Here is a 23011-nt window from a genome sequence, read left to right as displayed (position 1 = left end):
TCGATGGGGAAATGGGGTCGAATTCAGTCTGACGTAATGCAAATTTGCAGAACGGGGCGGCGAGTCGGAGGACAATGTATTTTGTTTAGGTGCAAAATGTCACAGTAAAGATCGTCAATGGTTGATTTTTTGTGTCTGAGTTGTTGCCATTTTCATTTTTCCAAGATAAACAGCTATGGAGAGGCACTATAGTTCCAAGAAAACGCTATTTATCAAATTTCAAAGAAAATAATTTTGAAAATGGTCACAAGTCGGAATGCACATTCTTCAAATATTGAACATGAGTAGCTTTGTTTAACCAAATTCCTGTATTTAATGTGCAGAATTACAGGAAAGTAAAAAACTTGAGAAAAGGCCCTGCCAGCAAGGGCTGGCGTATCATCCGGCGATAATCTCCGGCAACAAATTGCAGTTGGCGACTGGTTACGGCTACACCCAGGCCGGTAATGCCAGGACCATTGCCACGCCACTTTTCCCATTGCTCTGGTTTCGCACGCAAGTCCCAATCGGGTGTCTGACTGTTGTCAGATTCACAACGTCGGGTATTGGTAATACGGCCCTGAGTGATTTCTATCAGTACTTCGGGTGTTGGGTGATCCAGGTACCCAAAGGCCACGACTGAGTCGAAATTCGCTGCGGCTAATTGTTCCACTATCTCGGTATTGTTGTTCCATTTGTTTGTGAAACGCTTAGCCCAAGCTTCAGAGAATAAATCTTCCATGTTACCTCCTGTAATTTATTATCGCGCGAATATAGCAGAATTTGGCGCAGTATTGTTGGAGTTTTGCTGCATAAGTGTCTAGTCGAAGAAGTCAGTATTGCCGGAAGTGGTCCGCAGGCGTTCAAGAAAGTCCACAAAAGGCAAACCTAACTGGGCTTTGAGCTGTTTGGCACGCTGTTGCAGGATGGCCCTGGATGGAATGCTTGGTTGCGCGGCAAAAGCGAAGACAATGACGTTGCCGCGTTTTTCGGCCGGTAAGCACATGATGCGCTGCTCAAACGTTTCGGTGAGGCGTTGCAGGTAGATATCGAATTTAGGATCGCTGCCCCATAAATTGACAGACAGGATCCCAGTGGGGGAAAGTGCCTGCGCGCAGCGGCTATAGAAACTCTCGCTGGCGAGCGCCTCAACCTGAAATGCGGCATCAAAACCATCGAGCAAAATGCAATCCCAGCCTGCCTGATCGACCATGAATTCGGCGGCATCGGCTTGCACTACGGATAAGCGTTCGTCATTTTCCGGGACGGAAAAAAACTGGCGTGCGGTCTGGATAACCTTAGGATTGATCTCGACAGCGGTGAGTTGCATGTCTGGATACTGGTGATACAGAAATTTGGTCAGCGAGCCGCCACCCAGCCCGATCAGCAGGGCATTGGCGGGTGTGTCGGTCAGCAACAGGAATCCCAGCATGGCCTGGGTATAAGTAAGCTCCAGCGCATTGGGTGCGGAAATGCGCATGGCTGACTGGACGGTATCGTTGCCAAGGTGCAGGTAGCGGACGCCTTTTTGTTCACTGACTTCTACGGTGTCCAGATCAGAAACGGCTTTATGTATGCGGCGGTTGAAAAATCGCATCAGGGTGCTTTCATGTTGAATCCGCCAAGTTTAATCGCGGTTTCTGGGTTAAAATTAGCTATTTTACGAATAACTGGATAGTTTATACCATGCGCGTATCACAATTTTTTCTTTCTACCCTTAAAGAGGCGCCTGCAGAGGCCGAATTAATCAGTCATCGTCTCATGTTGCGGGCTGGTTTTATTAAGCGTCTTGGCTCTGGCTTATATACCTGGATGCCTTTAGGCTTGCGGGTATTGCGCAAGGTGGAAGCGATCGTGCGTGATGAGATGAATCGTGCCGGAGCAATGGAATTGCTGATGCCTGCCGTGCAGCCAGCCGAGTTGTGGCAGGAAACCGGGCGCTGGGATGTATTCGGCCCGCAAATGTTGAAAATCACTGATCGTCATGAGCGTAGTTTCTGCTTTGGGCCTACCCATGAAGAAGTAATCACCGATATCGCACGCCGCGAAATCAAGAGTTACCGCCAGCTGCCGCTGAATTTCTATCAGATACAGACCAAATTCCGCGACGAGATCCGTCCGCGTTTCGGCGTAATGCGTGCCCGTGAATTCATGATGAAGGATGCATATTCCTTCCACGCTGATTTCGCCAGTCTGGAGCAGACGTATCAGACCATGTATGCGGCTTACAGTCGTGTGTTTACTCGACTGGGCTTGCAGTTCCGTGCCGTGGCAGCAGACACCGGTGCGATTGGCGGTTCAGGATCGCATGAGTTCCATGTGCTGGCGGATTCCGGTGAAGACGCGATTGCGTATTGCCCTGATTCCGAATATGCCGCCAACGTGGAGCTGGCTGAAGCGGTGATGGCGGATACGCCACGAGCGGCGGCGAGTGCGGTGATGACTCAGGTGCCTACACCGGGCAAACACAGTATCGATGAAGTGGTGGCTATGTTGAATATTTCTCCCGATCGCATGGTCAAAACCTTGATTGTGGAAGGTGAGCATGGTGCGGTTGCATTGCTGGTGCGCGGTGATCATCAGCTGAATGAGGTCAAAGCGGCTAAATTGATAGGTCAGGAAGTGCGTTTTGCCAGTGACATCATCGTGCGTGAGGTGGCGGGTTGCGCGCCAGGGTCGATTGGTCCGGTGGGGCTGAAAATACGGGTGATTGCAGACCGCAGTGTGGCCTTGATGAATGATTTTGTCTGCGGTGCGAATGCCGATGGTTATCATTTGACCGGAGTGAATTTCGGTCGTGATTTGCCAGAGCCTGAAGTGGCGGATATCCGTAATGCGGTAGCGGGTGATCCGAGCCCGGATGGCAAGGGTGTGCTGGCGATCTGCCGTGGTATCGAAGTTGGCCATATCTTCCAGTTGCGTACCAAGTACTCGGAAGCGATGGCGTGTCAGTATCTGGACGAAAATGGCAAATCTCAGGTCGCAGAGATGGGTTGTTATGGTATCGGTGTGTCACGCATTGTCGCGGCTGCGATTGAACAGAATTTTGATGCGCGCGGCATGACCTTGCCTGCGGCGCTGGCGCCTTTTGCGGTGGCTATTGTGCCTGTTGGCTACCAGAAGAGTGAAGTTGTGCGCGAAGCTGCCGATAACCTATACAATGAACTGTTAGCCGCAGGGGTGGATGTGTTGCTGGATGACCGGAATGAACGCCCTGGGGTGATGTTCGCCGATATGGAGTTGATCGGTATACCGCATCGGGTGGTGATTGGCGAACGCGGTTTAAAAGATGCTATAGTCGAATATCAGGGTCGCACTGACGCTGCAGCGACGAATGTGCCTGTTGCTGAAATTAACGTTTTTTTAAGCAAGATATTAGGTAAATGACTCTACACTTTCTCAGATCAGGGTGGCTGCTAATGGCGTTATGCGCTGTGGCCACCAGCGCGCATGCAGGCCATCAGCTCTATGAGCCGATGGCGGCGAGTGTGCGCGCGGCGTTGAGCAAAGCGGTTTCAGATGCGCCGGTGACGAATGTCAGCTACATGAACAATGCAGAAGGTCAGGCATGGTTGTCAGAGATGTCCAGACGTCTTGCCAAACGCATGCCCGACCCGGAGCAGCGTATTGATTTTCTCAATACAGTGCATTATGAGGCGACACGTGCTGGTCTTGATCCGGAATTGGTGTTGGGTCTGATTGAGGTCGAGTCGGGTTTCAAGAAGTATGCGGTTTCCAGTGTGGCTGCGCGCGGCTATATGCAGGTAATGCCGTTCTGGACCAAGACTATTGGTACACCGGATCAGGATTTATTCCACCTGCGTACTAATCTGCGTTATGGCTGCAATATTCTGCGCTTGTATCTGGATATAGAAAAGGGCGATCTGTATCGTGCATTAGGCCGTTATAACGGCAGCCTGGGCAAGCCGGAATACCCTACCATGGTAGTGGGGGCGTGGAAACGCCACTGGTCATATACTCCGGGTGTGCAGACAGTACAACAAACGGGCAGTGTGAAAATTGCAGGGAACTGAGCGTTATACCGGCTGAATCAGGAAGATAAAGCCACCAGATTATCCCGATGGATTAATTCCGCTTCATCAATATAACCCAATGCAGCTTCAATCTGACCAGTAGGCAAACCTGTGATACGCCGTGCTTCATTGGCGGCATAATTCACCAGGCCGCGGGCAATGAGTGCGCCATCAGCGGTGACGCAGGCGACAACCTCACCCCGGGCAAAATCCCCCTCAACTGCAATCACCCCTATTGGTAACAGGCTTTTGCCGTCAATGCTGAGCGCTTTAGCGGCACCCGCATCAACGATCAGCTTGCCGCGCACTTGCAGATGGTCTGCCAGCCAGGTTTTGCGTGCGGATAATGGTGTGTTGGCGGCGATGAGCTGCGTGCCTATGGCTTCGCCTTGGGCCAGTCGCACCAGCACATTGGCTTCGCGTCCTGAGGCGATAATGGTGTGTGCACCGCTGCGTGCAGCGCGCTTGGCAGCGAGTATCTTGGTGAGCATGCCGCCACGACTGATGCCGCTACCCGCTCCACCTGCCATTTTTTCCAGTGTGAGATCGCCCGCTTGCGCCTGGCTTACCAGTGTTGCTTCTGGATGCTGGCGTGGGTCAGCAGTATATAAACCGGCCTGATCAGTGAGTATGACCAGCGCATCTGCTTCAATCAGGTTGGCGACCAGCGCACCCAGCGTGTCGTTATCACCAAAACGGATCTCGTCAGTCACCACGGTGTCGTTCTCGTTGATGATGGGTACGACTTTCAGCTTCAATAATGTGCGCAGTGTTGATAACGCATTCAGGTAACGGGTGCGGTCAGCCAGATCTTCGTGGGTGAGCAGGACTTGTGCGGTATGGATTTGATGCTGGCGGAAGCTGGTTTCATAGGCCTGTACCAGACCCATCTGGCCAACTGCGGCGGCGGCTTGCAGCTCATGGATACTGCTTGGGCGTTGCGTCCAGCCCAGTCGTTGCATGCCTTCGGCTACAGCACCGCTGGAGACCAGAATGACTTCCTTGCCCAGTGCCATCAGCTGGGCTATCTGGGATGACCAGTTTGCCAGTGCAGTATGATCAAGGCCACGACCGTCATTGGTGACAATCGCGCTGCCTACTTTGATGACGATGCGTTGCGCTGAGAGCAGGGCCGGTTTCATGGGGATTATTCTGTTTCTGGTCGGTATTCTGGTATGGAGGCAGGTGTGGTGTCTACGGCGGTTGTAGTGCCAGCAGCATCCTCGGCTTGATGTTCCAGTGCGCGTGTGGCATCAACGTGCGCCATGATGGCAAAAGTCAGTTCTTTACAGCCTGTGCCGGTGAGCGCTGAAATGGTATATACCGGACCCGTCCAGCCATAGTCGCTGATAAATTTGGCAATGGTGTCGGCGCGAGTGGCTTCATCCAGGCGGTCGATTTTGTTGAGTACCAGCCAGCGCGGTTTGTCATACAGCGTTTCGTCGTATTTGCGCAATTCTTCAACGATAGCATGCGCTTCATGTACCGGGTCGCTGTTTTCGTCAAACGGGGCGATGTCGACAATGTGCAGCAGCAACCGCGTACGTGCCAGATGGCGCAGGAAGCGGTGGCCCAAACCAGCGCCGTCCGCTGCGCCTTCAATAATGCCGGGTATGTCGGCAATGACGAAGCTCTTGTCGATATCGACGCGGACTACGCCAAGATTAGGTGCCAGCGTGGTAAACGGGTAATCGGCCACTTTGGGACGCGCGGCAGAAACTGCGCGAATAAAGGTCGATTTGCCGGCATTGGGCATGCCGAGCAAGCCGACGTCAGCCAGGACTTTGAGTTCCAGCTTCAGTTCGCGTTCTTCGCCTTCTTCACCTTGGGTGGTCTGGCGTGGGGCGCGGTTGGTGCTGGATTTGAAATGCAGGTTGCCGAGGCCGCCCTTACCGCCTTTGGCGATGACCACGCGTTGGCCGTCAACGGCCAGATCCGCAAGAATTTCATCGGAGAGCAAATCGGTAATGACTGTGCCCACCGGCATGCGCAGGACGATATCGTCCGCACCTTTGCCGTTGCAGTCTGCACCACGACCGCCTTCGCCAGGGCGCGCCCGGTAGGCGCGGGTATAGCGAAAATCGATCAGGGTGTTGATATTGCGGTCGGCGACAACAATGACGCTACCGCCACGCCCACCATCACCACCATCGGGACCGCCGCGTGGTACGAATTTTTCACGACGGAACGAAGCAGAGCCGTTGCCGCCTTTACCAGCGAATACTGCGATTTTTGCTTCGTCAATGAATTTCATGGTGTATACAGGTGGGGTGCTAAAAAGTAAAAGCCCTATCCACAGGATAGGGCTTGAGTGTGTTGCTAAGGTGCTTAAGCCGCAGGGATGATGTTAATCATTTTGCGTTTTTGTGCGCCTTTGATCACGAATTGAACGGTACCGTGTACGGTTGCGAACAAGGTGTGATCTTTGCCCATGCCGACGTTATCGCCAGCGTGGAATTGGGTGCCGCGTTGACGAACAATAATGTTACCTGCCAAAACTTCCTGGCCGCCGTAGCGTTTAACACCAAGTCGTTTCGAATGCGAGTCGCGGCCGTTACGTGAACTACCGCCTGCTTTTTTGTGTGCCATGGTTTATCTCCTTAAGCTGAAATGCCGCTGATCTGGATTTCAGTGTAATTTTGACGATGCCCTTGATGCTTTTGGTAGTGCTTGCGACGACGCATTTTAAAGATCTTAACTTTGTCGTGACGACCGTGAGACAGGACGGTGGCTGTGACCTTTGCGCCGTTAACAAGCGGTGCGCCGACCTTGATATCGTCGCCATCGGCAACCATAAACACTTGGTCCAACACAATTTCGCTGCCAACGTCCGCGGTGATCTGTTCTACTTTAATTTTTTCGCCAGCGATAACGCGATACTGCTTGCCGCCGGTTTTTATGACCGCATACATGGTGAGCTCCAAACTTCTAAACTAGAGGGAAGCGCGGAATTATAAAGAAATCAATAGCAAACGTCAAACCTTAGTTTAGGAAAGCACTGATTTAATCAAATGCAATCCATGTTTGATTAAATCAGTGCTTTCTTGTATGCCCTTGACTAAAGTATCCTGCCTACCTACTATTGAGCAATTTTGACAAGCGGTTAGTGATAATGCAGGCAATTCAAGCGTTTTTGGCGGCAGATATGCAGCGGGTTGATGAAGTAATCCGTGCGCGGCTTCATTCGGAAGTGGCTTTGGTGAGCCAAGTTTCGGAGTATATCATCGCCAGTGGTGGCAAGCGCTTACGTCCGGCTCTGGTGTTGTTATCTGCGGGTGCACTGGATTACCAGGGCATACATCACTATGAACTGGCTGCCGTTGTGGAGTTTATTCATACCGCTACTTTATTGCATGACGATGTGGTTGATGAATCCAGTCTGCGGCGTGGGCGTGAAACCGCCAATGCGTTGTTTGGCAATGCCGCTAGTGTTCTGGTGGGGGATTTTTTGTATTCCCGTGCATTCCAGATGATGGTCGGGGTGGGACAAATGCGCGTCATGGACGTGTTGTCCGATGCGACCAATATTATTGCTGAGGGTGAGGTGTTGCAGTTGATGAACTGTAATGATGCCGATATCAGCGAAGACGATTATTTGCAGGTAATACGTTATAAGACTGCCAAGCTGTTTGAGGCTGCAGTACGTTTAGGTGCGATACTGGGTGGGGCGGATGCGGCTACCGAGGAGGCTATGGCGCATTACGGCATGCACTTGGGCACAGCCTTTCAATTGATCGATGACGTGCTCGATTATTCGGGTGATCATACCGAGATTGGCAAGAATGTCGGCGATGATCTGGCTGAAGGCAAGCCCACCCTGCCTTTGTTGTATTTGCTCAAGCATGGTACGGCGGAGCAGGCAAAGATGGTGCGTCACGCGATTGAAAATGGCGGTCTGGAAGTGTTCGAGCCTATCCTGGCGGCCATTCAGGTTAGTGGTGCGCTTGATTACACACGTTCGCAGGCGCAGCGTGAAGTTGATTTGGCAATTGCTGCGATTGCTGTTCTACCTGAATCTCAATACAAACTAAGTCTGATTGCCCTGGCGGAATTTGCGGTATCAAGAAGTTACTAGGTGCAGTTTGTCGCCAGTCCCGGACTATAGCCAGTCGTGCTTTGCTCACGATTCCAGTCCTGCTTTCAGGCTATAATTAGCGCATACTTGTTCATTTTGGCGCTGATTTCTCATGTCTAAAATCCTGTTTTTTCTGTTAATTGGCGGCGGCGTTTACTTGTGGTTGCGCTCTAAGCGGCCATCGTCGCCTTCCTCCGCCAAGCCTAAATCCGCTGAAGATATGGTGCGTTGTGCACACTGTGGCGTGCATTTGCCGCGCAGTGAGGCTATTGGCTCCGAGGCGGCATGGTTCTGTAGCAACGCACACCAAAGCGAGCATCGGGGCTGATAGTGGCAATAGCGACGGATGCGGGGGTAAAGGCTGCAGCGCGACTGGCGAGCGGCCGTGCAGAGCGTAGCTGGAAATCACTGCATTATCTGAATTTGTATCGGCTGGTTGTTGCCAGCCTGTTTCTGCTGCTGAGCCTGTCTATACCCGAACAGCAGATATTCGGACAGGAAAGCCCCGTCATTTTCTATCTGTATAGCCTTATTTATATGGGCTTTGCAGCGGTTGCGGTGGTTACTATCAGCTTGCGCCAACCGCGATTTGAAGTGCAACTCGGTGTGCAGGTGATAGGCGATATTGTCATTGTCGTGCTGATGATGGCAGCCAGCGGCGGGGTAAGCAGTGGCTTGGGCTTGCTGCTGATTGTATCGCTGGCCTCCAGTGGTCTGGTGGCGCAGGGGCGTATGGTGATGTTCCATGCTGCTCTGGCGGCTTCCGGGGTGCTGATCGTGCAGACGCTGGGGGTACTGGATCATCACCATGCTGTCAGTGATTATGGCCAGGCCGGGTTGTTGGGAATAGTCTTTTTTGCTACAGCCGGTGTTGCGCATATTCTCGCCAAGCGCAATCGTCTCAGCGAGGCTTTAGCTGCTGCACGCGCCGTAGATCTGGAAAATATGGCGCAGATCAATCAGCTGGTGATTGATGATATGCAGGATGGTGTAGTTGTGCTGGATGGGGATGGCAAAATTCGCCAGGCAAATCAGCAGGCGAAGCGTTTGCTGAGTCGTGTTGGTTTGGCTTATGCCGGTGCCGGCACCAAATTGCAGCGTGCTGTGCCGTTACTCTCTGATTATCTTGATTTGTGGCGCAAGAACCCACAGGCTGAATTTCCACCGATTTCCTTAGGTTTGCACGGTGAGCAATTTTTGCCGCGTTTTATTGCGGTTACCGATAAACGTGTCATGGGGGCGGTGCTGGTGCTGGAAGACATGACGCGTATTAATGAGCAGGCGCAACAAATTAAGTTGGCAGCATTAGGGCGCTTAACAGCCAATATTGCCCATGAAATTCGCAATCCGCTGGCTGCAATCAGCCATGCTGCTGAGATATTGCAGGAAGATAACGACGGAGATCGCGGTCATCAGCGTTTGCTGGAAATTATTGCGCAGAATACGCAACGTATTAACCGTCTGGTAACGGACGTTATGTCCTTGAACCGGCGTGATCGCACCGTGACTGAGCGTATCGTTCTGGATGTTTTTTTATCAGAGTTTATTGATGAGTTCTGTTATGCGCAGACGCTGGATCGGGCCGTGTTTCGTCTGGATTTATTCGCGGATGCCTTTATTTGTTTCGACCGCGGGCATTTGCATCAGGTCATGACGAATTTATGCTTGAATGCATTACGGCATAGCCAGCAGCGGGTGGGGAGCGTGAAAGTTGCAATTCAGCATGATAATGCCATGATGGAAATTCATATTATGGATGATGGGGCCGGTGTTGCCGAAAAAGATATGGCGCGATTGTTTGAGCCATTTTTTACCACAGAGTCGAGTGGTACCGGGTTAGGTTTGTATATTTCAAAAGAATTGTGTCATGCCAATGCGGCCTATCTGGATTGTGTGTCTACGGGTAAAGGCGGGCATTTCAGAATTACTTGCCAGGAGGGTGGATGTTGAAGCGTCAGGCTAGCGAAATGATCCCAACCGTACTTATTGTTGATGACGAAGCGGATATTCTGGAATTGCTGGAGATCACGCTGTTGCGTATGGGACTGGATGTGGTGAAGGCGACGTGTGTGGCCGACGCCATAGCGAGCTTGAAACAGAGCGAATTTAATCTGTGCCTGACCGATATGCGTTTGCCGGACGGCGATGGGCTGGAAATAGTACGTTACATACAGGCAGAGCGACCGACTATCCCTGTTGCGGTAATTACGGCTCATGGCAATACCGATAATGCAGTGACCGCGCTCAAGGCGGGAGCGTTTGATTATATTAATAAACCGGTGACTCTGGAGCAATTGCGGGCTTTGGTTAAGTCTGCATTGAAATTACCTGAGCGGGTAAATTCCGGCGGGCGTAATTTGGTGGGTGATTCGGCCGCAATGCAGCAGGCACGCGAATTGATTGCCAAACTTTCCCGTACCCAGGCACCGGTCTATATCACTGGTGAATCGGGTAGCGGCAAAGAGCTGGCGGCACGGCTGATACATCAGCAGAGTAATCGTGCGGCGATGGCTTTTGTGCCGGTTAACTGTGGCGCTATTCCCGAGAACCTGATGGAATCGGAATTTTTTGGTTATAAAAAAGGCGCTTTTACCGGCGCAGATAATGAGCGTGATGGTTTTTTTCAGGCTGCGAATGGTGGCATGCTGTTTCTGGATGAAGTGGCTGACCTGCCGTTGGCCATGCAGGTGAAGCTGTTGCGGGTGATACAGGAAAAGAAAGTGCGCCGTCTGGGCAGTAATGTTGAAGAACCCGTTGATGTGCGCATCATCAGCGCAACCCATCAGCATTTGGCGCGATGTGTCGAGGAAGGGCGTTTTCGCCAGGATCTGTTTTATCGGTTGAATGTCATTACCCTGAAAATGCCTGCATTGCGGGAGATGCGTGAAGATATTCCGTTGATTGCACAAACGTTGCTGGCAAGATTGGCGAGTGAGGCCGGCATGGGTTCCCCTAGTCTGACCAAGGCTGCTGCGACGGCGTTGTCGCAATATGATTTCCCCGGTAATGTGCGTGAGTTGGAGAATATTCTGGAGCGCGCATTAGCCTTGGCAAGCAGCGTACAAATCGACGTGGATGACCTGCACCTGACGCCTGCGGTAGAGGAAAACGCAGGTGAGATTGCCCAGCCGGGCATGCAATGGCCGCTACAGGATTATCTGGACAGGCTGGAGCGGGAGGCGATACAGGCCGCATTGGAGAAAACGCGTTACAACAAAACGGCAGCCGCCAAATTGCTGGGTGTTACTTTTCGTGCGTTGCGTTATCGTTTGGAACGTCTGGGGATGGATTAGGGATTTGCTGAGTCAGGATGCCAAGCGAAGTACGCTTGGCATCCTTAGGTTTTTATAACAGCATGGCTGCCAGATATGCGACATATAACGCGCCATTTACCCATAAATGCCACACACGTAATTGCCCACGTGCGAGCATCAGGCGTAACCAGGCAGCGGCAATGAGCGTGACGACGATCCCCATGAACACCGCTGGCTGCGGTGTCCACGGGGTCAGGCTGATACCGATTGCTGGCAGCAGCGTGCCCTGAAATACCATGGCGCCAGTGATGTTGCCAAATGCCAGCGTGTCCTTATGGCGGCGTATCCACAGTATGCTGTTCACTTTTTCCGGTAGTTCGGTGGCGATCGGGACGATCATCAGTGATAACAGCAGTGCGGAAATGCCGAGTATCGGCGCTGCCTGCTGGATGCCATGGATGAAACCCTCTGCGCCGGCCACCAATAACCCTAGACCTAACACAAGCTGCAGAATTATGGTGGCCATGTTGGTAGGGATGCCTACTTTATTCAGGAACATCGCGCCTTCAGCCTCGGTGGCGTGGCCATCATTCACTAGGTTGGCAGAGGCGCGTATGGTCATCAGCACATAGATGAAGTAAATGAACACCATGCCAAAAGAAAAAACGGCACGCATGGTGGTATTGTCGTGCGGTATGAACATGGCAGTGCAGGCCAGGCCGAAGGCAACCAGAAAGAAATTCATGTCACGGGTCAGGCCGGTGCGCTCGGGGTTGTAATGGCCTTGTACACCGCGTTTTTTCAGCACAGCAAAGCTCAGTAGTGACAGTGACAGCGTGGACAACATCAATGGGGCTCCCAGGATCGCACCGACGCCGATTTCCTGGTTAACAGCGGCATCCGTAGTACCGGCAAAAATCGCCAGTAACGGCACCATGGTTTCCGGTAGCGCAGTGCCAACAGCCGCGAATAATGAGCCTGTTACGCCTTCTGAAATTTTGAGCTTTTCGCCCAGATGTTCCAGCGCGTTAACGAATACTTCCGCTGCGACCAGAATAACAATTAAAAAGCCGAATAATTCTAACCAAAGCATGATTTCCCCTAGTGGATTGATTGTTGTGTCGTGTGTTCAAAGTGTGCCGTAATGCGTAAATCCAAGCCGATCTGGCGTACATCGTGAATGCTTAATTCGCGACGACTGCTCATCCCGGCGGGTTCGGGTAGCGTGAATAAGCCGCGCGCCGTATCGCCGAGTAAAGTCGGGGCGAGGTACATCACCCACTCGTCGACCAGACCCGCCATGATCAAGCCAGCATTCAAATGCGCGCCTGCCTCGGTCATGATCTCGTTAATGCCACGCTGTGCCAATATAGCCATCAGTGCCGATAAATCAACCTTGCCCTGTAAATCATCCACTTGTATCAGCTCTGCACCTGCTTGGATCAGGCCCTCCCGCGCAGAAGCGTCGGCTTGAGTATAAGCAATTATTGCGCCTTTGTCCTGCAGTATTCTGGCATCTGTCGGCGTACGCAAGTGCGAGTCGACGATAATTCGCAGGGGTTGGCGCGTCGTCTCGATGTCGCGTACGTTGAGCTGCGGGTTGTCTGCCAATACAGTGCCGATCCCGGTCAGAATAGCGCAGGAGCGTGCACGCAGACGATGCACATCGAGGCGCGCGGCGGCAGCAGTAATCCATTTGCTGTCGCCGTTGGCGAGCGCGGTTTTACCATCCAGTGATGAGGCGGTTTTGATGCGCAGCCAGGGGCGTGCGCGGGTCATGCGCTGGATGAAGCCGATATTAAGTTGTTGCGCTTGTGCTGCCAGTAAGCCGCTGCTGGTGGTTATGCCTGCTGCAGCAAGGCGGGCCAGTCCGCTGCCCGCAACTTGCGGATTGGGGTCCTGCATGGCGGCAACCACCCGGGCAACGCCTGCAGCTACCAGCGCATCGGCGCACGGCGGGGTGCGGCCAAAGTGGCTGCATGGCTCCAATGTGACATAAGCCGTAGCGCCACGGGCGGATGTGCCGGCCTGACGTAATGCCAGCACTTCGGCATGAGGCTCACCTGCCCGCTGATGCCAGCCTTCACCAACGATGACATGATCCTTGACGATGACGCAACCTACCCGCGGATTGGGAGAAGTGGTATACAAACCGCGTTCAGCCAGGCGTAACGCCTGCGCCATGTAGGAGTAATCATCGGCTGTCCACATGCCTACTTGTCCAGATCTTTTAATACGTCGCGGAAATCATCGACATCCTGAAAGCTCTTATATACGGAGGCAAAACGGATGTAGGCAATCTTATCGAGTCGTTTCAGCGCCTGCATGACCATTTCTCCGATCTGGCGTGCCGGTATTTCACGTTCGCCCAGTGACAGCACGTGTTTAACGATCAATTCAATTTCCTGGTCGACATATTCGGTAGGGACTGGCCGCTTATGCAGCGCGCGGCGAAACCCTTCGCGCAGCTTGGCGGGCGAGAACTCCTCGCGGCTACCGTTGGTTTTAACGACTTGTGGCAAGCGTAACTCCACTGTTTCGTAGGTGGTGAAACGTTTATCACAGGCACCGCAACGCCGCCGGCGTCGTACCGAGTCGCCGGCTTCCGACACCCGCGAATCCGCAACGTGTGTGTCGAAAGAACCGCAGAATGGACATTTCATCTGCGTTTAGCCGTAGACAGGGTATTGCTTGCACAAAGCCTGTGCGGCTGTGGCTACGCGGGCAATGACGGCATCGTCTGCTGGTGCGTCCAATACGTCTGCAATCAGGTGGGCAAGCTGCTCAGCTTCTTTAGCGCCAAAGCCGCGGGTGGTCATGGCCGGGGTGCCGATACGGATGCCTGAAGTGACAAAAGGCTTTTGCGGGTCATTAGGAATCGCATTTTTGTTAACGGTAATGTGCGCGCGTCCCAGTGCTGCTTCAGCATCTTTTCCGGTAATGTTTTTAGCACACAGGTCCAGCAGGAATAAATGTGAATCAGTGCGGCCGGACACAATACGCAAGCCACGGGCTTGTAGTGTGGTTGCCATGATGCGGGCATTGGCAATCACTTGTGTCTGGTAGGTTTTGAAGTCGTCGCTCATGGCCTCCTTGAAGGCAATCGCTTTGGCCGCGATAACGTGCATCAACGGGCCGCCCTGGGTGCCCGGGAAAATGCTGGAGTTCAGCTGCTTTTCAAACTCGGCGCGAGCCATAATCAGGCCGCCACGTGGGCCGCGTAATGTCTTGTGGGTCGTGGAGGTGACGAAATCAGCAATACCGACCGGGTTAGGATAGATACCTGCCGCGACCAGACCGGCATAATGCGCCATGTCGACGAACAGGTAAGCCCCTACGCTGTCTGCAATTTTGCGAAAACGTTGCCAGTCGATAACCAGGGAATAGGCAGATGCACCGGCAACGATCATTTTAGGCTTGTGCTCCAGCGCCAGGCGCTCGACTTCGGCATAGTCAATCTCTTCGGTTTCAGGATGCAGGCCATAGGTCACTGCATTAAATAACTTGCCGGAGAAGTTCACTGAAGCGCCGTGGGTCAAGTGACCGCCATGAGCCAGTGACATGCCAAGTATAGTGTCACCGGGTTTGAGCACAGATAAGTAAACCGCCGCGTTGGCTTGTGAACCGGAATGCGGCTGCACGTTGGCGTATTCGGCACCAAATAACTGTTTAACGCGATCAATAGCTAATTGTTCTGCGACGTCGACAAACTCACAGCCGCCGTAGTAACGCTTGCCTGGGTAGCCTTCGGCATATTTGTTGGTCAACACGGAGCCTTGTGCTTCCATTACCGCCGGGCTGGTGTAATTTTCGGAAGCAATCAGCTCTATGTGGTCTTCCTGGCGACCGCGCTCATCTTCCATTGCTTTCCATAAGTCCGGATCGGTAATGGCGATGGTGTCTTGGAGATTAAACATGGCAAATATCCTCAGGGTGATGTGTCAAAGTGTTAAATAAGGTGAATTTCATATTTTATCACGCTGTGGTGTTGCTAATATGCGAAAAAAATTAATAACAGGCGCACACAAATAAAAAATATTGCGTATAATTTTCCTACGAACGAAAAGATGTTTCGTTTGTCCACGCTTGCGCTTCCGTTCATAGCGTGTGCAAGTTGGATTTTTTGTAATTTTAAAATTTTGGAGATTTATATAATGACCCGTTCCTTGCTGATCGCTGCTCTGATGGCTTTAACCCTGACCGCTTGTGGTAAAAAAGATGAAGCTGCAGCTCCTGCTGCTGACGCTGCTCCTGCTGCTGCTGAAGCCGCTGCTCCTGCTGCTGCTGCTGACGCTGCTGCTGCTGCTCCAGCCGCTGCTGCTGCTGCTGCTCCAGCCGCTGCTGCTGACGCTGCTGCTGCTGCTGCTCCAGCCGCTGCTGAAGCCGCTGCTCCAGCTGCTGCTGCTGACGCTGCCGCTAAATAAGAATTTATTCTTGTTTATGAAAAAGCCGACCTGATGGTCGGCTTTTTTGTTGCCTGCATTTTTTATGAAGTGATTTTTAGGTAGAATAAAACCACTTCCTATCTATCCTATTCTGTGAATAATCCAAATGGCACACTCTTTAACCGAAATACTCGCGACGCAGGCGGTTTATGCTGATCTTTCCCAGTCTGGTTTAATTGCCTTTGAGGGTGACGATACCACGACATTTTTGCAGGGGCAGCTGACAAATGATGCGCGTCAACTGGCCCAGCATCAGGCTCAATACAGCGGATTCTGTTCACCCAAGGGGCGTTTGCTTGGCAGCTTCCTGTTGTGGCAACAGGGAGAGAGTACGTATCTGCAACTGGCAGCCGAGTTGCAGCCCGCATTGCAAAAACGACTGTCCATGTATATTTTGCGGTCCAAAGTGAAAGCACGTGATGCGCGTGAGGAATGGCTGCGCCTGGGTATCGCCGGTCATGGCGCCGCCGCGGTGGTTAAAGCGCTGACTGGCTGTGAAATCGATGCGGATATGAAAACGGCCGAGGCGGGTGCTGTCAGTGTGATTCGTCTGGCGAGCGAGCGTTACCAGCTTACGGTGCCGGCTGCAGACAGAGACGGTGTATTAGCGCAGATCGCACAACAAGCCACTGCTATCGACATGGATCAGTGGCAATGGCTGGAAATACGTGCCGGTGTACCAACTATCGTGGCTGCGACACAGGAACAGTTTGTACCGCAAATGGTAAATTTCGATTTGACCAATAGCGTAAATTTCCAGAAGGGCTGTTACACCGGGCAGGAAATTGTTGCGCGTACCCAATATCTGGGTAAATTGAAACGGCGCATGTATCTGGTGCACGCTGAGGTGGCAATGGCTGCCGGCGACGAGATTTACAGCCCGGATATGGAAGGTCAGGCCATGGGTATGGTAGTGAATGCCCAACCTGCCCCTGATGGCGGCTGGGATGCACTGGCAGTGATGCAAATCAGCAGTGTAGCAACGCAACCCTTGCATGTGAAATCGCTGGATGGCGCGCTGCTGACTTTGCAGGATTTGCCTTACGCACTCGCCTGAACATGACGGATACCTCATTAACCGATACGGTTTTAGGCAAACCGACCTGTTATCAGACCGAGTACAGCCCGGGCTTGCTATTTGCCATCCCGCGGCAGATCAAGCGTGATGAAATCGGCCTGACTGGCACCTTGCCGTTTATGGGTGCGGATATCTGGAATGGCTATGAGCTGTCATGGCTTAATCCGCGCGGTAAGCCGCAAATCGCCATCGCTACCTTCATCGTACCGGCGGACTCGCCGAACATTATCGAATCGAAATCGTTCAAGCTGTATCTGAATTCATTCAATCAGACGCGGCTGGATAGCAATGAAGAGCTGTTGAACAGATTGCGTGCTGATTTGAGCCAGGCTGCTGGCGCGTCAGTGCAGGTGCGCCTGACTTTGCCGGAAGCTTTCTCCAGTTTGGCTATGGGTGAGCTGGAAGGGGAGTTGCTGGATCGGCTGGATATCGAGATCGACAGCTACACGCCGAATCCTGCATTGTTATCAGTGCAAGCGGATGCGGAGCCGGTAGAACAGAAGCTGGTGTCGCATTTGCTCAAATCTAATTGTCTGGTGACCGGACAGCCGGATTGGGCCAGCGTGCAGATACATTATGTCGGGGCGCCAATTGAGCAGGCCGGGTTATTGCAGTATCTGATTGGTTTTCGTACGCACAATGAGTTTCATGAGCAATGCGTAGAACGTATTTTTGTTGATGTCCTGCGTCAGTGCAAACCGATCAAATTATCGGTGTATGCCCGTTATACCCGTCGTGGCGGGCTGGATATTAATCCGTGGCGCACCAATTTCAGTACCGGTGGCCTGCCGCCAAATCTGCGTCACGCCCGGCAGTGAGCCGGGGTCGCGAGCTCGCCGCTGAAGCGTTCGGTAACTCTGTTACCGTTGATGAACATGGCGATGTCGAACTCAGCCAAAGCGCGCGTCAGCTGTTGCTCAAAGTCAGCGCTATTGCTGATGTCTTCATAAATCTCCATCCACGTCAGCGGGTCATTATGGCGCTTCAGCAGCTTGCCATAATGACCGCTGCGACAACCTAGCCGTGCTTGCATGCCGCGGATTTGCTGTTCGGTTTCCGGGTCGTCCGTCAGCACCCGATAGTAAATGTAATAGTGCAGCGACATCGCATTTACATCCCCGGCATCATGCCCTTCATGCCGCGCATCATTTTGGCCAGCCCGCCCTTGGACATCATCTTCATCATTTTCTGGGCTTGCTCGAATTGTTTCAGCAAGCGGTTTACTTCCTGAACCGAAACGCCAGCACCTGCTGCAATGCGGCGCTTGCGCGACGCCTTGAGGAGTTCCGGCTTGCTGCGCTCCTGCGGGGTCATTGAATTGATAATGCCTTCGATGCGGTTGACCGCTTTTTCATCGGCACCGGCGGGTATCGCTGCACCCGCTGCGCCAGGCAACTTGTCCATCAGCGCGGAAATGCCACCCATCTTGCGCATTTGCTGGATCTGCGCCTTGAAATCTTCCAGATCAAAGCCTTTGCCCTTTTTGATCTTGTCTGCAAAGCGGGCGGCTTCTGCATGATCGACATTGCGCTGAGCATCTTCAATCAGCGACAGCACGTCACCCATGCCGAGCACGCGGGAGGCCATGCGTTCCGGGTGGAACGGTTCCAGTCCGGTGAGTTTCTCGCCGACGCCGACGAATTTGATCGGCTTGCCGGTGATATGGCGTACAGATAATGCTGCACCGCCGCGCGAGTCGCCGTCAAGTTTGGTGAGGATGACGCCGGTCAGCGGTAAGGTCTCGTTAAAGGCGCGCGCGGTGTTGATAGCATCCTGACCCTGCATTGCATCAACAACAAACAGTGTTTCAACCGGTTTGAGCGAGGTATGCAGTTCACGGATCTCATCCATCATCACCTGATCGATACCCAGACGGCCGGCGGTATCGACGATGAGCACATCGTGAAAATGTTTCTTGGCGTAATCCTGTGCCGCCAGTGCAATATCCAGCGGTTTCTGCTCGCCGCTGGAGGGGAAGAAGTCGACTTCCAGCTGGCTGGCCAGAGTTTTAAGCTGCTCGATAGCGGCGGGACGGTACACGTCGCAACTGACCAGCAGCACTTTTTTCTTCATCTGCTCCTTGAGCAGTTTGGCGAGCTTGCCGCTACTGGTGGTTTTACCGGAACCCTGCAAACCGGCCATAAGGATGATGGCCGGTGGGGTGGTCGCCAGATTGAGGCCGACATGCGCTGTGCCCATCAACTTCGTGAGTTCGTCGTGCACTACGCCGATTAATGCCTGGCCGGGCGTCAGGCTTTGCAGCACTTCTACGCCGAGCGCTTTTTGTTTCACATCATTGATGAAATCTTTAACGACAGGGAGTGCGACGTCGGCTTCGAGCAGCGCCATACGCACTTCACGCAGGGCATCCTGAATATTGTCTTCCGTCAGTCGCGCTTGTCCGCGCAAGTTTTTAATAACGGAGGAAAGGCGCGTGGTTAGGTTTTCTAGCATTTGTAATGTTCCATTGGTCGCCAAAACGATGAAGATATGATGTAAACTTTGAGTTTATAGCATTTCACCTATTTTACATCAGATGAGCATCCCCTGGCTTTATCCTCTTGTTAGTTTACTGTATGCCCTGGTCGGTTGGCATTTCTGGCGCACGCGCTGGCATGGTGTTGCAGAAACGGCAGCTTGGGAGCCGTTCGCCTTGCTGGTGCCGATGTCGCTGCATTTCGGCTTGCTGGGGGTAACTACGGTCACCGATTTAGGTGTGCAGCTTGGCATAGGCAATGTGCTGTCGATGATCGCCGGGCTGGCTATACTGATTTACTGGCTGAGCAGCTTCCACTCACGCATGGAGGCGTTGAATGCGCCCCTTGCAGCGATTGCTGCGGTTGCTGTGCTGGCGCCACTGGTGCTGCCCGAAGCCCATTTGCTGGCCAATACCGAACTGCTGGCGTTTCGGTTGCATTTGCTGATTGCACTGTTGGCCTACAGTTTATTTACTATTGCAGCGCTGCATGCCACCCTGATGTCCATAGTGGAAAAACGTCTGCATCACGTCAGCAATAGCGATATGACGGTAAATTTGCCGCCGTTGCTGACATTGGAGAGCCTGTTATTCCGTCTGATCGGTCTGGGTTTCACCCTGCTGACGTTGACGCTGGTGACAGGTGTGCTGTTTTCCGAAGAAATTTTTCATAAACCCGCCGAATTTAATCATAAAACCGTATTTGCCGTGTTGTCATGGCTGATTTACGCAGTGCTGCTCGGTGGGCGCAGATTACGTGGCTGGCGCGGTAAGGTCGCAGTACGCTGGACATGGGTAGGTTTTGCCATGTTGCTACTGGCTTACATCGGCAGCCGTTTTGTATTGGAAACCCTGTTACATCGTTACCCCGGATAATTTGAAGGAACTGGCATGAAATCAATTAAAATCACCGATGTCGGCACGCTTAAAAACGAGCTGAACAAGTATAAAAAAGGCAAGAAACTCGACATTCGTTATTTCAATCAGGCAGCGCGTCTGGCCTGGTTAGGCAAGATCACCATGAGCCCACTGGATGCAGAAGATGAAACCTGCCAGTCCTGGTTGCTGCACGTGCAACCGCCAGAGGGTTTTACCGCACATTTTATTGACGTAGATGAAGACCTGATCAACGAAATTCACGTACTCGATGCTGAACAGGGCCAGTATCTGGCTGAAATCATGCGCGCCGGTTTGTCCGCACGTGCCGAGGAGCTGGAAAACCTGAATCGGCGTGATTTCTATTTCGGTAAATTCTTCAAAACCGACGCCGATGCACCCGCATCAGGAGAGGCATCATCCAGCAGTTAAAAGCCCGCTGGATAGATCTAGGCGAGTGTGACCCGGAAGACTACCATGCCACTTATGCGGGAGTGGCCGAAGCAATGCAGGCAGGTGATGACCCGGTGGTCGTGTGGGGTACGCCTGCTGCCCATTTCTGTCTGGGGCAACATCAGTCCGCCGCAGCGGAACTCATCACCGACCCTCACGTACCTGTCATCCGCCGTCCTTTAGGCGGGGGCGGGGTTTGGCTGGATCGGCATCAAGCCTGCATGGTACTGATCGCGCCGCGCGATTTTTTTCCTAACCGTACCGAAGGCTGGTATGCCCATGCCCTGGCGCCCATGTTGCAGGTATATAGCGAGATGGGCTGGGCGGCGTCACTGGTGCAGCAGGATGTCTGGCTCAATGGCAAGAAACTGGCGGGCAGTGGTGCTGCAACCATAGGTTCGGCCGGTGTCGTCGGTACCAGTTTTTTGTTGAAATTTCCGGCGGATGAATTTACCCAGTTGATTGCAGTTCCATCGGCAGGGTTTCGCTCATGGTTAAGCGCCGCCTTGCAGGAAGCCATCACCAGCTGGTCAGAGCATGCGCCGGTGCCGGAACTGGCATGGCTGTCATTGGTCTATCGGCGCGCGGCAACGGGTATATTTGGTTGGCGCTGGGAGCAAGCGATGCTGCGTGATGATGAGCGAGCTGCGCGCGACGAATATCGCGCTGAATTGGTGCCTGAGAACGATACGCCGAACCGGCTGGTGCCGCATGGCATTAAAATCAACGCACAGAGTTTTCTTACCGAACAGCATTTTGATGGCCGCTGGGTGCGGGTACTTACGCAGGGCCAGACTATCGCTCGCGTCGCAATGTCACACCTGCCGCAACTGCCCGAACACAGCCTGACCGACATTGCACTAACTGAAGCGGGATTGGGCGCAGTGTTGCAAGATTACTTGCCTGCTGCCGTAGTGCCGTTCTGGGCGCAGTGCATATTGACGACAGCGCATTTCGCCGATAAACCCTGATAGTAGAGACATTCACATGACAGAACCCACCATCGCCGCAAGACTGCAGCGCAAATTTATCCTGATGAGCAACGACCCCGCGCTGCACGAAGCGCTGCAAGCGGCATTGCCTGAAGGCTGGGAAATGGTCGCGACACTCGACCTCGACAGCCTGGGCACCTTTGATCAGATACTGCTGTACCGGTTTATCTTCCTTGATCTGGATACGCTGACCGACGACTTTGACCCGCAAGACGCCATCCGCAAAGTGCGCATGGAACTCATGCTCAATGTAGCCATCTTCTGCTTTGGTGGCAGTCAGGATGAACGTGACCAGGCCCGGCTCAACCGCGCTGATCGTTTCTTCGAACGCGAAGAAGCCTCAGAGCGCCTGCTCCAGTTCTGCCACCAGTACCGCTGGGGTGAATAATTAACACCCGACCACCACTCAAGGTCGTTATCCGGCCATCGCGTTATTTACTGCTAGCGGTTATGAGCGCACATGCACTGGCATTACTGGCAACATGGCTGGCCGCCGTCGCACCCCCCTGGCAAATCGGCGGCACCCTCCTGCTGACCACTAGCGCCATCTATTATTTTCAGCAATTACGCCAGTCGCCAATTTCAGCCATTGAAGCCGATGAAACCGGTTACCGCCTGTTGCACCAAGGGTTATGGGTAGATGCCGATTTGCTGCAAGCTTTTGTCACCGCTCCATTGACCGTTATTCAATTCAAGCTGACCTCTGGTGTGCGTGTTGCTGTCCCGCTGTTGGTGGATAGTATGGGTGTGGATGATTATCGGCATTTGCGGGTGTGGTTACGGTGGGTAAGGTATGGCGGGGTGGATTAGCACCGGATGCCGCAGCAATAACAAAAAATCGTTTACACAGAGTTGTTTACAGCCTCCATTAGCTCTTCCCTCCGCTACTTTACTGTGCTCCAAAGCTCATCTTGGAGTTGGTTCACTAATAGATCAGAGGAATCGTATGGCATAGTTTGAATGGTTACAATTCGCCAAAACACAGAACCAAGCTGCAAGACATCAACATTAAGACGATTGCTGTTGTTGACCACGCTACCAGAGCCATGCCAGTTATTCTCAAAGAAATTCCCGCCATCTGAAAATCGCATATTGGCTACAGTGCTTTTCTGAAATGCACTTACGTAGTCATCCAATGAATAGCCAGATACTGTTTCCACTGCAAGAATGACTGTAGCTTGATTTGCTTGCTCAGAGAACATATATATTTCTTGTCCATCAGCGTTTGGTTGTACAGTATATTTCCACCTCGAATCAATTTTTGCACTAAGTTTAGGGTAATCCCCCCAGCAAATAATTGCATTTAAAAGTAGAATTTTCTTAATTAGGATTTAAGGATTTTTTACATG

Annotated in this window: 27 protein-coding genes; 14 read left to right on the top strand and 13 right to left on the bottom strand. The window is 52.7% G+C overall.

Going from position 1 to position 23011, the window contains the following annotated elements; genetic code table 11:
• Positions 1-325: 325 nt before the first annotated feature.
• Positions 326-721, bottom strand: a complete 396-nt coding sequence (locus tag EJE49_RS08980) for an SCP-2 sterol transfer family protein (protein WP_124950113.1) — start codon at positions 719-721, stop codon at positions 326-328.
• 78 nt (positions 722-799) lie between these two features.
• Positions 800-1576: a polyamine aminopropyltransferase gene (locus EJE49_RS08975; RefSeq protein ID WP_124950112.1), complete on the bottom strand. Its 777-nt coding sequence runs from the start codon at positions 1574-1576 to the stop codon at positions 800-802.
• Between the two features lie 89 nt (positions 1577-1665).
• Here EJE49_RS08975 and EJE49_RS08970 point away from each other — a divergent pair, with 89 nt between their 5' ends.
• Entirely contained in the window at positions 1666-3366 is a 1701-nt protein-coding gene (locus EJE49_RS08970; protein ID WP_124950111.1) for a proline--tRNA ligase, read from the top strand.
• A 32-nt stretch (positions 3367-3398) separates the two neighbouring features.
• On the top strand, positions 3399-4013 hold the full coding sequence (locus tag EJE49_RS08965) for a lytic transglycosylase domain-containing protein (RefSeq protein ID WP_124950110.1): 615 nt from the start codon (positions 3399-3401) through the stop codon (positions 4011-4013).
• Between the two features lie 17 nt (positions 4014-4030).
• Here the strand turns inward: EJE49_RS08965 and proB are convergent, their stop codons facing one another.
• The 4 genes from proB to rplU all read right to left on the bottom strand — a co-directional run bounded on the left by proB (position 4031) and on the right by rplU (position 6925).
• Positions 4031-5155: a glutamate 5-kinase gene (gene proB, locus EJE49_RS08960; RefSeq protein WP_124950109.1), complete on the bottom strand. Its 1125-nt coding sequence runs from the start codon at positions 5153-5155 to the stop codon at positions 4031-4033.
• A 5-nt stretch (positions 5156-5160) separates the two neighbouring features.
• Complete coding sequence (gene cgtA, locus EJE49_RS08955) at positions 5161-6267, bottom strand: Obg family GTPase CgtA (protein WP_124950108.1); 1107 nt, start codon at positions 6265-6267, stop codon at positions 5161-5163.
• Between the two features lie 74 nt (positions 6268-6341).
• Complete coding sequence (rpmA, locus tag EJE49_RS08950; protein WP_124950107.1) at positions 6342-6602, bottom strand: 50S ribosomal protein L27; 261 nt, start codon at positions 6600-6602, stop codon at positions 6342-6344.
• Between the two features lie 11 nt (positions 6603-6613).
• Positions 6614-6925, bottom strand: coding sequence for a 50S ribosomal protein L21 (gene rplU / locus EJE49_RS08945; RefSeq protein WP_124950106.1), 312 nt, complete (start codon positions 6923-6925; stop codon positions 6614-6616).
• 200 nt (positions 6926-7125) lie between these two features.
• On the opposite strand from rplU, the gene ispB reads away from it, so the two are divergent.
• The 4 genes from ispB (at position 7126) to EJE49_RS08925 (ending at position 11381) form a co-directional block, all read left to right on the top strand.
• The gene (gene ispB, locus EJE49_RS08940; RefSeq protein WP_223246888.1) at positions 7126-8088 is read left to right on the top strand and encodes an octaprenyl diphosphate synthase; all 963 of its coding nucleotides are present in this window, start codon (positions 7126-7128) and stop codon (positions 8086-8088) included.
• Between the two features lie 112 nt (positions 8089-8200).
• Positions 8201-8416: a PP0621 family protein gene (locus EJE49_RS08935; protein WP_124950105.1), complete on the top strand. Its 216-nt coding sequence runs from the start codon at positions 8201-8203 to the stop codon at positions 8414-8416.
• Positions 8417-8418: 2 nt separating this feature from the next.
• Positions 8419-10038 (top strand): sensor histidine kinase, encoded by a 1620-nt coding sequence (locus EJE49_RS08930; RefSeq protein WP_124950104.1) that lies wholly within the window; start codon positions 8419-8421, stop codon positions 10036-10038.
• Complete coding sequence (locus EJE49_RS08925; protein WP_223246887.1) at positions 10032-11381, top strand: sigma-54-dependent transcriptional regulator; 1350 nt, start codon at positions 10032-10034, stop codon at positions 11379-11381. The genes EJE49_RS08930 and EJE49_RS08925 overlap by 7 nt, the downstream gene beginning before the upstream one ends.
• A gap of 52 nt (positions 11382-11433) precedes the next feature.
• On the opposite strand, the gene EJE49_RS08920 is transcribed toward EJE49_RS08925, so the two are convergent.
• The 4 genes from EJE49_RS08920 to glyA are packed head-to-tail and all read right to left on the bottom strand — an operon-like array spanning position 11434 to position 15259.
• Positions 11434-12435 (bottom strand): sodium:calcium antiporter, encoded by a 1002-nt coding sequence (locus tag EJE49_RS08920; protein WP_124950103.1) that lies wholly within the window; start codon positions 12433-12435, stop codon positions 11434-11436.
• A gap of 8 nt (positions 12436-12443) precedes the next feature.
• Complete coding sequence (gene ribD, locus EJE49_RS08915) at positions 12444-13553, bottom strand: bifunctional diaminohydroxyphosphoribosylaminopyrimidine deaminase/5-amino-6-(5-phosphoribosylamino)uracil reductase RibD (protein WP_124950102.1); 1110 nt, start codon at positions 13551-13553, stop codon at positions 12444-12446.
• A gap of 2 nt (positions 13554-13555) precedes the next feature.
• On the bottom strand, positions 13556-14005 hold the full coding sequence (nrdR, locus tag EJE49_RS08910; RefSeq protein WP_124950101.1) for a transcriptional regulator NrdR: 450 nt from the start codon (positions 14003-14005) through the stop codon (positions 13556-13558).
• A gap of 6 nt (positions 14006-14011) precedes the next feature.
• Positions 14012-15259, bottom strand: a complete 1248-nt coding sequence (gene glyA, locus EJE49_RS08905; RefSeq protein ID WP_124950100.1) for a serine hydroxymethyltransferase — start codon at positions 15257-15259, stop codon at positions 14012-14014.
• Between the two features lie 301 nt (positions 15260-15560).
• On the opposite strand from glyA, the gene EJE49_RS08900 reads away from it, so the two are divergent.
• From EJE49_RS08900 to queF, 3 genes are all read left to right on the top strand, one after another.
• On the top strand, positions 15561-15800 hold the full coding sequence (locus tag EJE49_RS08900; RefSeq protein WP_189941795.1) for a hypothetical protein: 240 nt from the start codon (positions 15561-15563) through the stop codon (positions 15798-15800).
• 93 nt (positions 15801-15893) lie between these two features.
• A complete protein-coding gene (gene ygfZ / locus EJE49_RS08895; protein WP_124950098.1) occupies positions 15894-16844 on the top strand; it encodes a CAF17-like 4Fe-4S cluster assembly/insertion protein YgfZ in 951 nt (316 codons plus the stop codon).
• Between the two features lie 2 nt (positions 16845-16846).
• A complete protein-coding gene (gene queF / locus EJE49_RS08890) occupies positions 16847-17683 on the top strand; it encodes an NADPH-dependent 7-cyano-7-deazaguanine reductase QueF (protein WP_124950097.1) in 837 nt (278 codons plus the stop codon).
• Here queF and EJE49_RS08885 read toward each other — a convergent pair.
• A complete protein-coding gene (locus EJE49_RS08885; RefSeq protein WP_124950096.1) occupies positions 17668-17970 on the bottom strand; it encodes a DUF4936 family protein in 303 nt (100 codons plus the stop codon). The genes queF and EJE49_RS08885 overlap by 16 nt on opposite strands.
• Positions 17971-17975: 5 nt before the next feature.
• On the bottom strand, positions 17976-19319 hold the full coding sequence (gene ffh / locus EJE49_RS08880; RefSeq protein WP_124950095.1) for a signal recognition particle protein: 1344 nt from the start codon (positions 19317-19319) through the stop codon (positions 17976-17978).
• 82 nt (positions 19320-19401) lie between these two features.
• Here ffh and EJE49_RS08875 point away from each other — a divergent pair, with 82 nt between their 5' ends.
• The 5 genes from EJE49_RS08875 to EJE49_RS08855 all read left to right on the top strand — a co-directional run bounded on the left by EJE49_RS08875 (position 19402) and on the right by EJE49_RS08855 (position 22472).
• Complete coding sequence (locus EJE49_RS08875; RefSeq protein WP_124950094.1) at positions 19402-20217, top strand: cytochrome C assembly family protein; 816 nt, start codon at positions 19402-19404, stop codon at positions 20215-20217.
• A 15-nt stretch (positions 20218-20232) separates the two neighbouring features.
• Positions 20233-20649 (top strand): hypothetical protein, encoded by a 417-nt coding sequence (locus EJE49_RS08870; RefSeq protein WP_124950093.1) that lies wholly within the window; start codon positions 20233-20235, stop codon positions 20647-20649.
• 74 nt (positions 20650-20723) lie between these two features.
• The gene (locus tag EJE49_RS08865) at positions 20724-21641 is read left to right on the top strand and encodes a lipoate--protein ligase family protein (protein ID WP_189941793.1); all 918 of its coding nucleotides are present in this window, start codon (positions 20724-20726) and stop codon (positions 21639-21641) included.
• Between the two features lie 16 nt (positions 21642-21657).
• Positions 21658-22050 carry a hypothetical protein gene (locus tag EJE49_RS08860; RefSeq protein ID WP_124950091.1) on the top strand — a complete coding sequence of 131 codons (393 nt, stop codon included), beginning with the start codon at positions 21658-21660 and terminating at the stop codon, positions 22048-22050.
• The gene (locus EJE49_RS08855; protein WP_370685823.1) at positions 22047-22472 is read left to right on the top strand and encodes a protein YgfX; all 426 of its coding nucleotides are present in this window, start codon (positions 22047-22049) and stop codon (positions 22470-22472) included. The genes EJE49_RS08860 and EJE49_RS08855 overlap by 4 nt, the downstream gene beginning before the upstream one ends.
• 74 nt (positions 22473-22546) lie before the next feature.
• On the opposite strand, the gene EJE49_RS08850 is transcribed toward EJE49_RS08855, so the two are convergent.
• Complete coding sequence (locus EJE49_RS08850) at positions 22547-22864, bottom strand: hypothetical protein (RefSeq protein WP_124950089.1); 318 nt, start codon at positions 22862-22864, stop codon at positions 22547-22549.
• Between the last annotated feature and the right edge of the window lie 147 nt (positions 22865-23011).

This window comes from Sulfuriferula thiophila (assembly GCF_003864975.1).
Taxonomy (GTDB): domain Bacteria; phylum Pseudomonadota; class Gammaproteobacteria; order Burkholderiales; family Sulfuriferulaceae; genus Sulfuriferula; species Sulfuriferula thiophila.
Note: the sequence above shows the minus strand (reverse complement) of the source record. Positions and strands in the feature narration are given on the sequence as shown.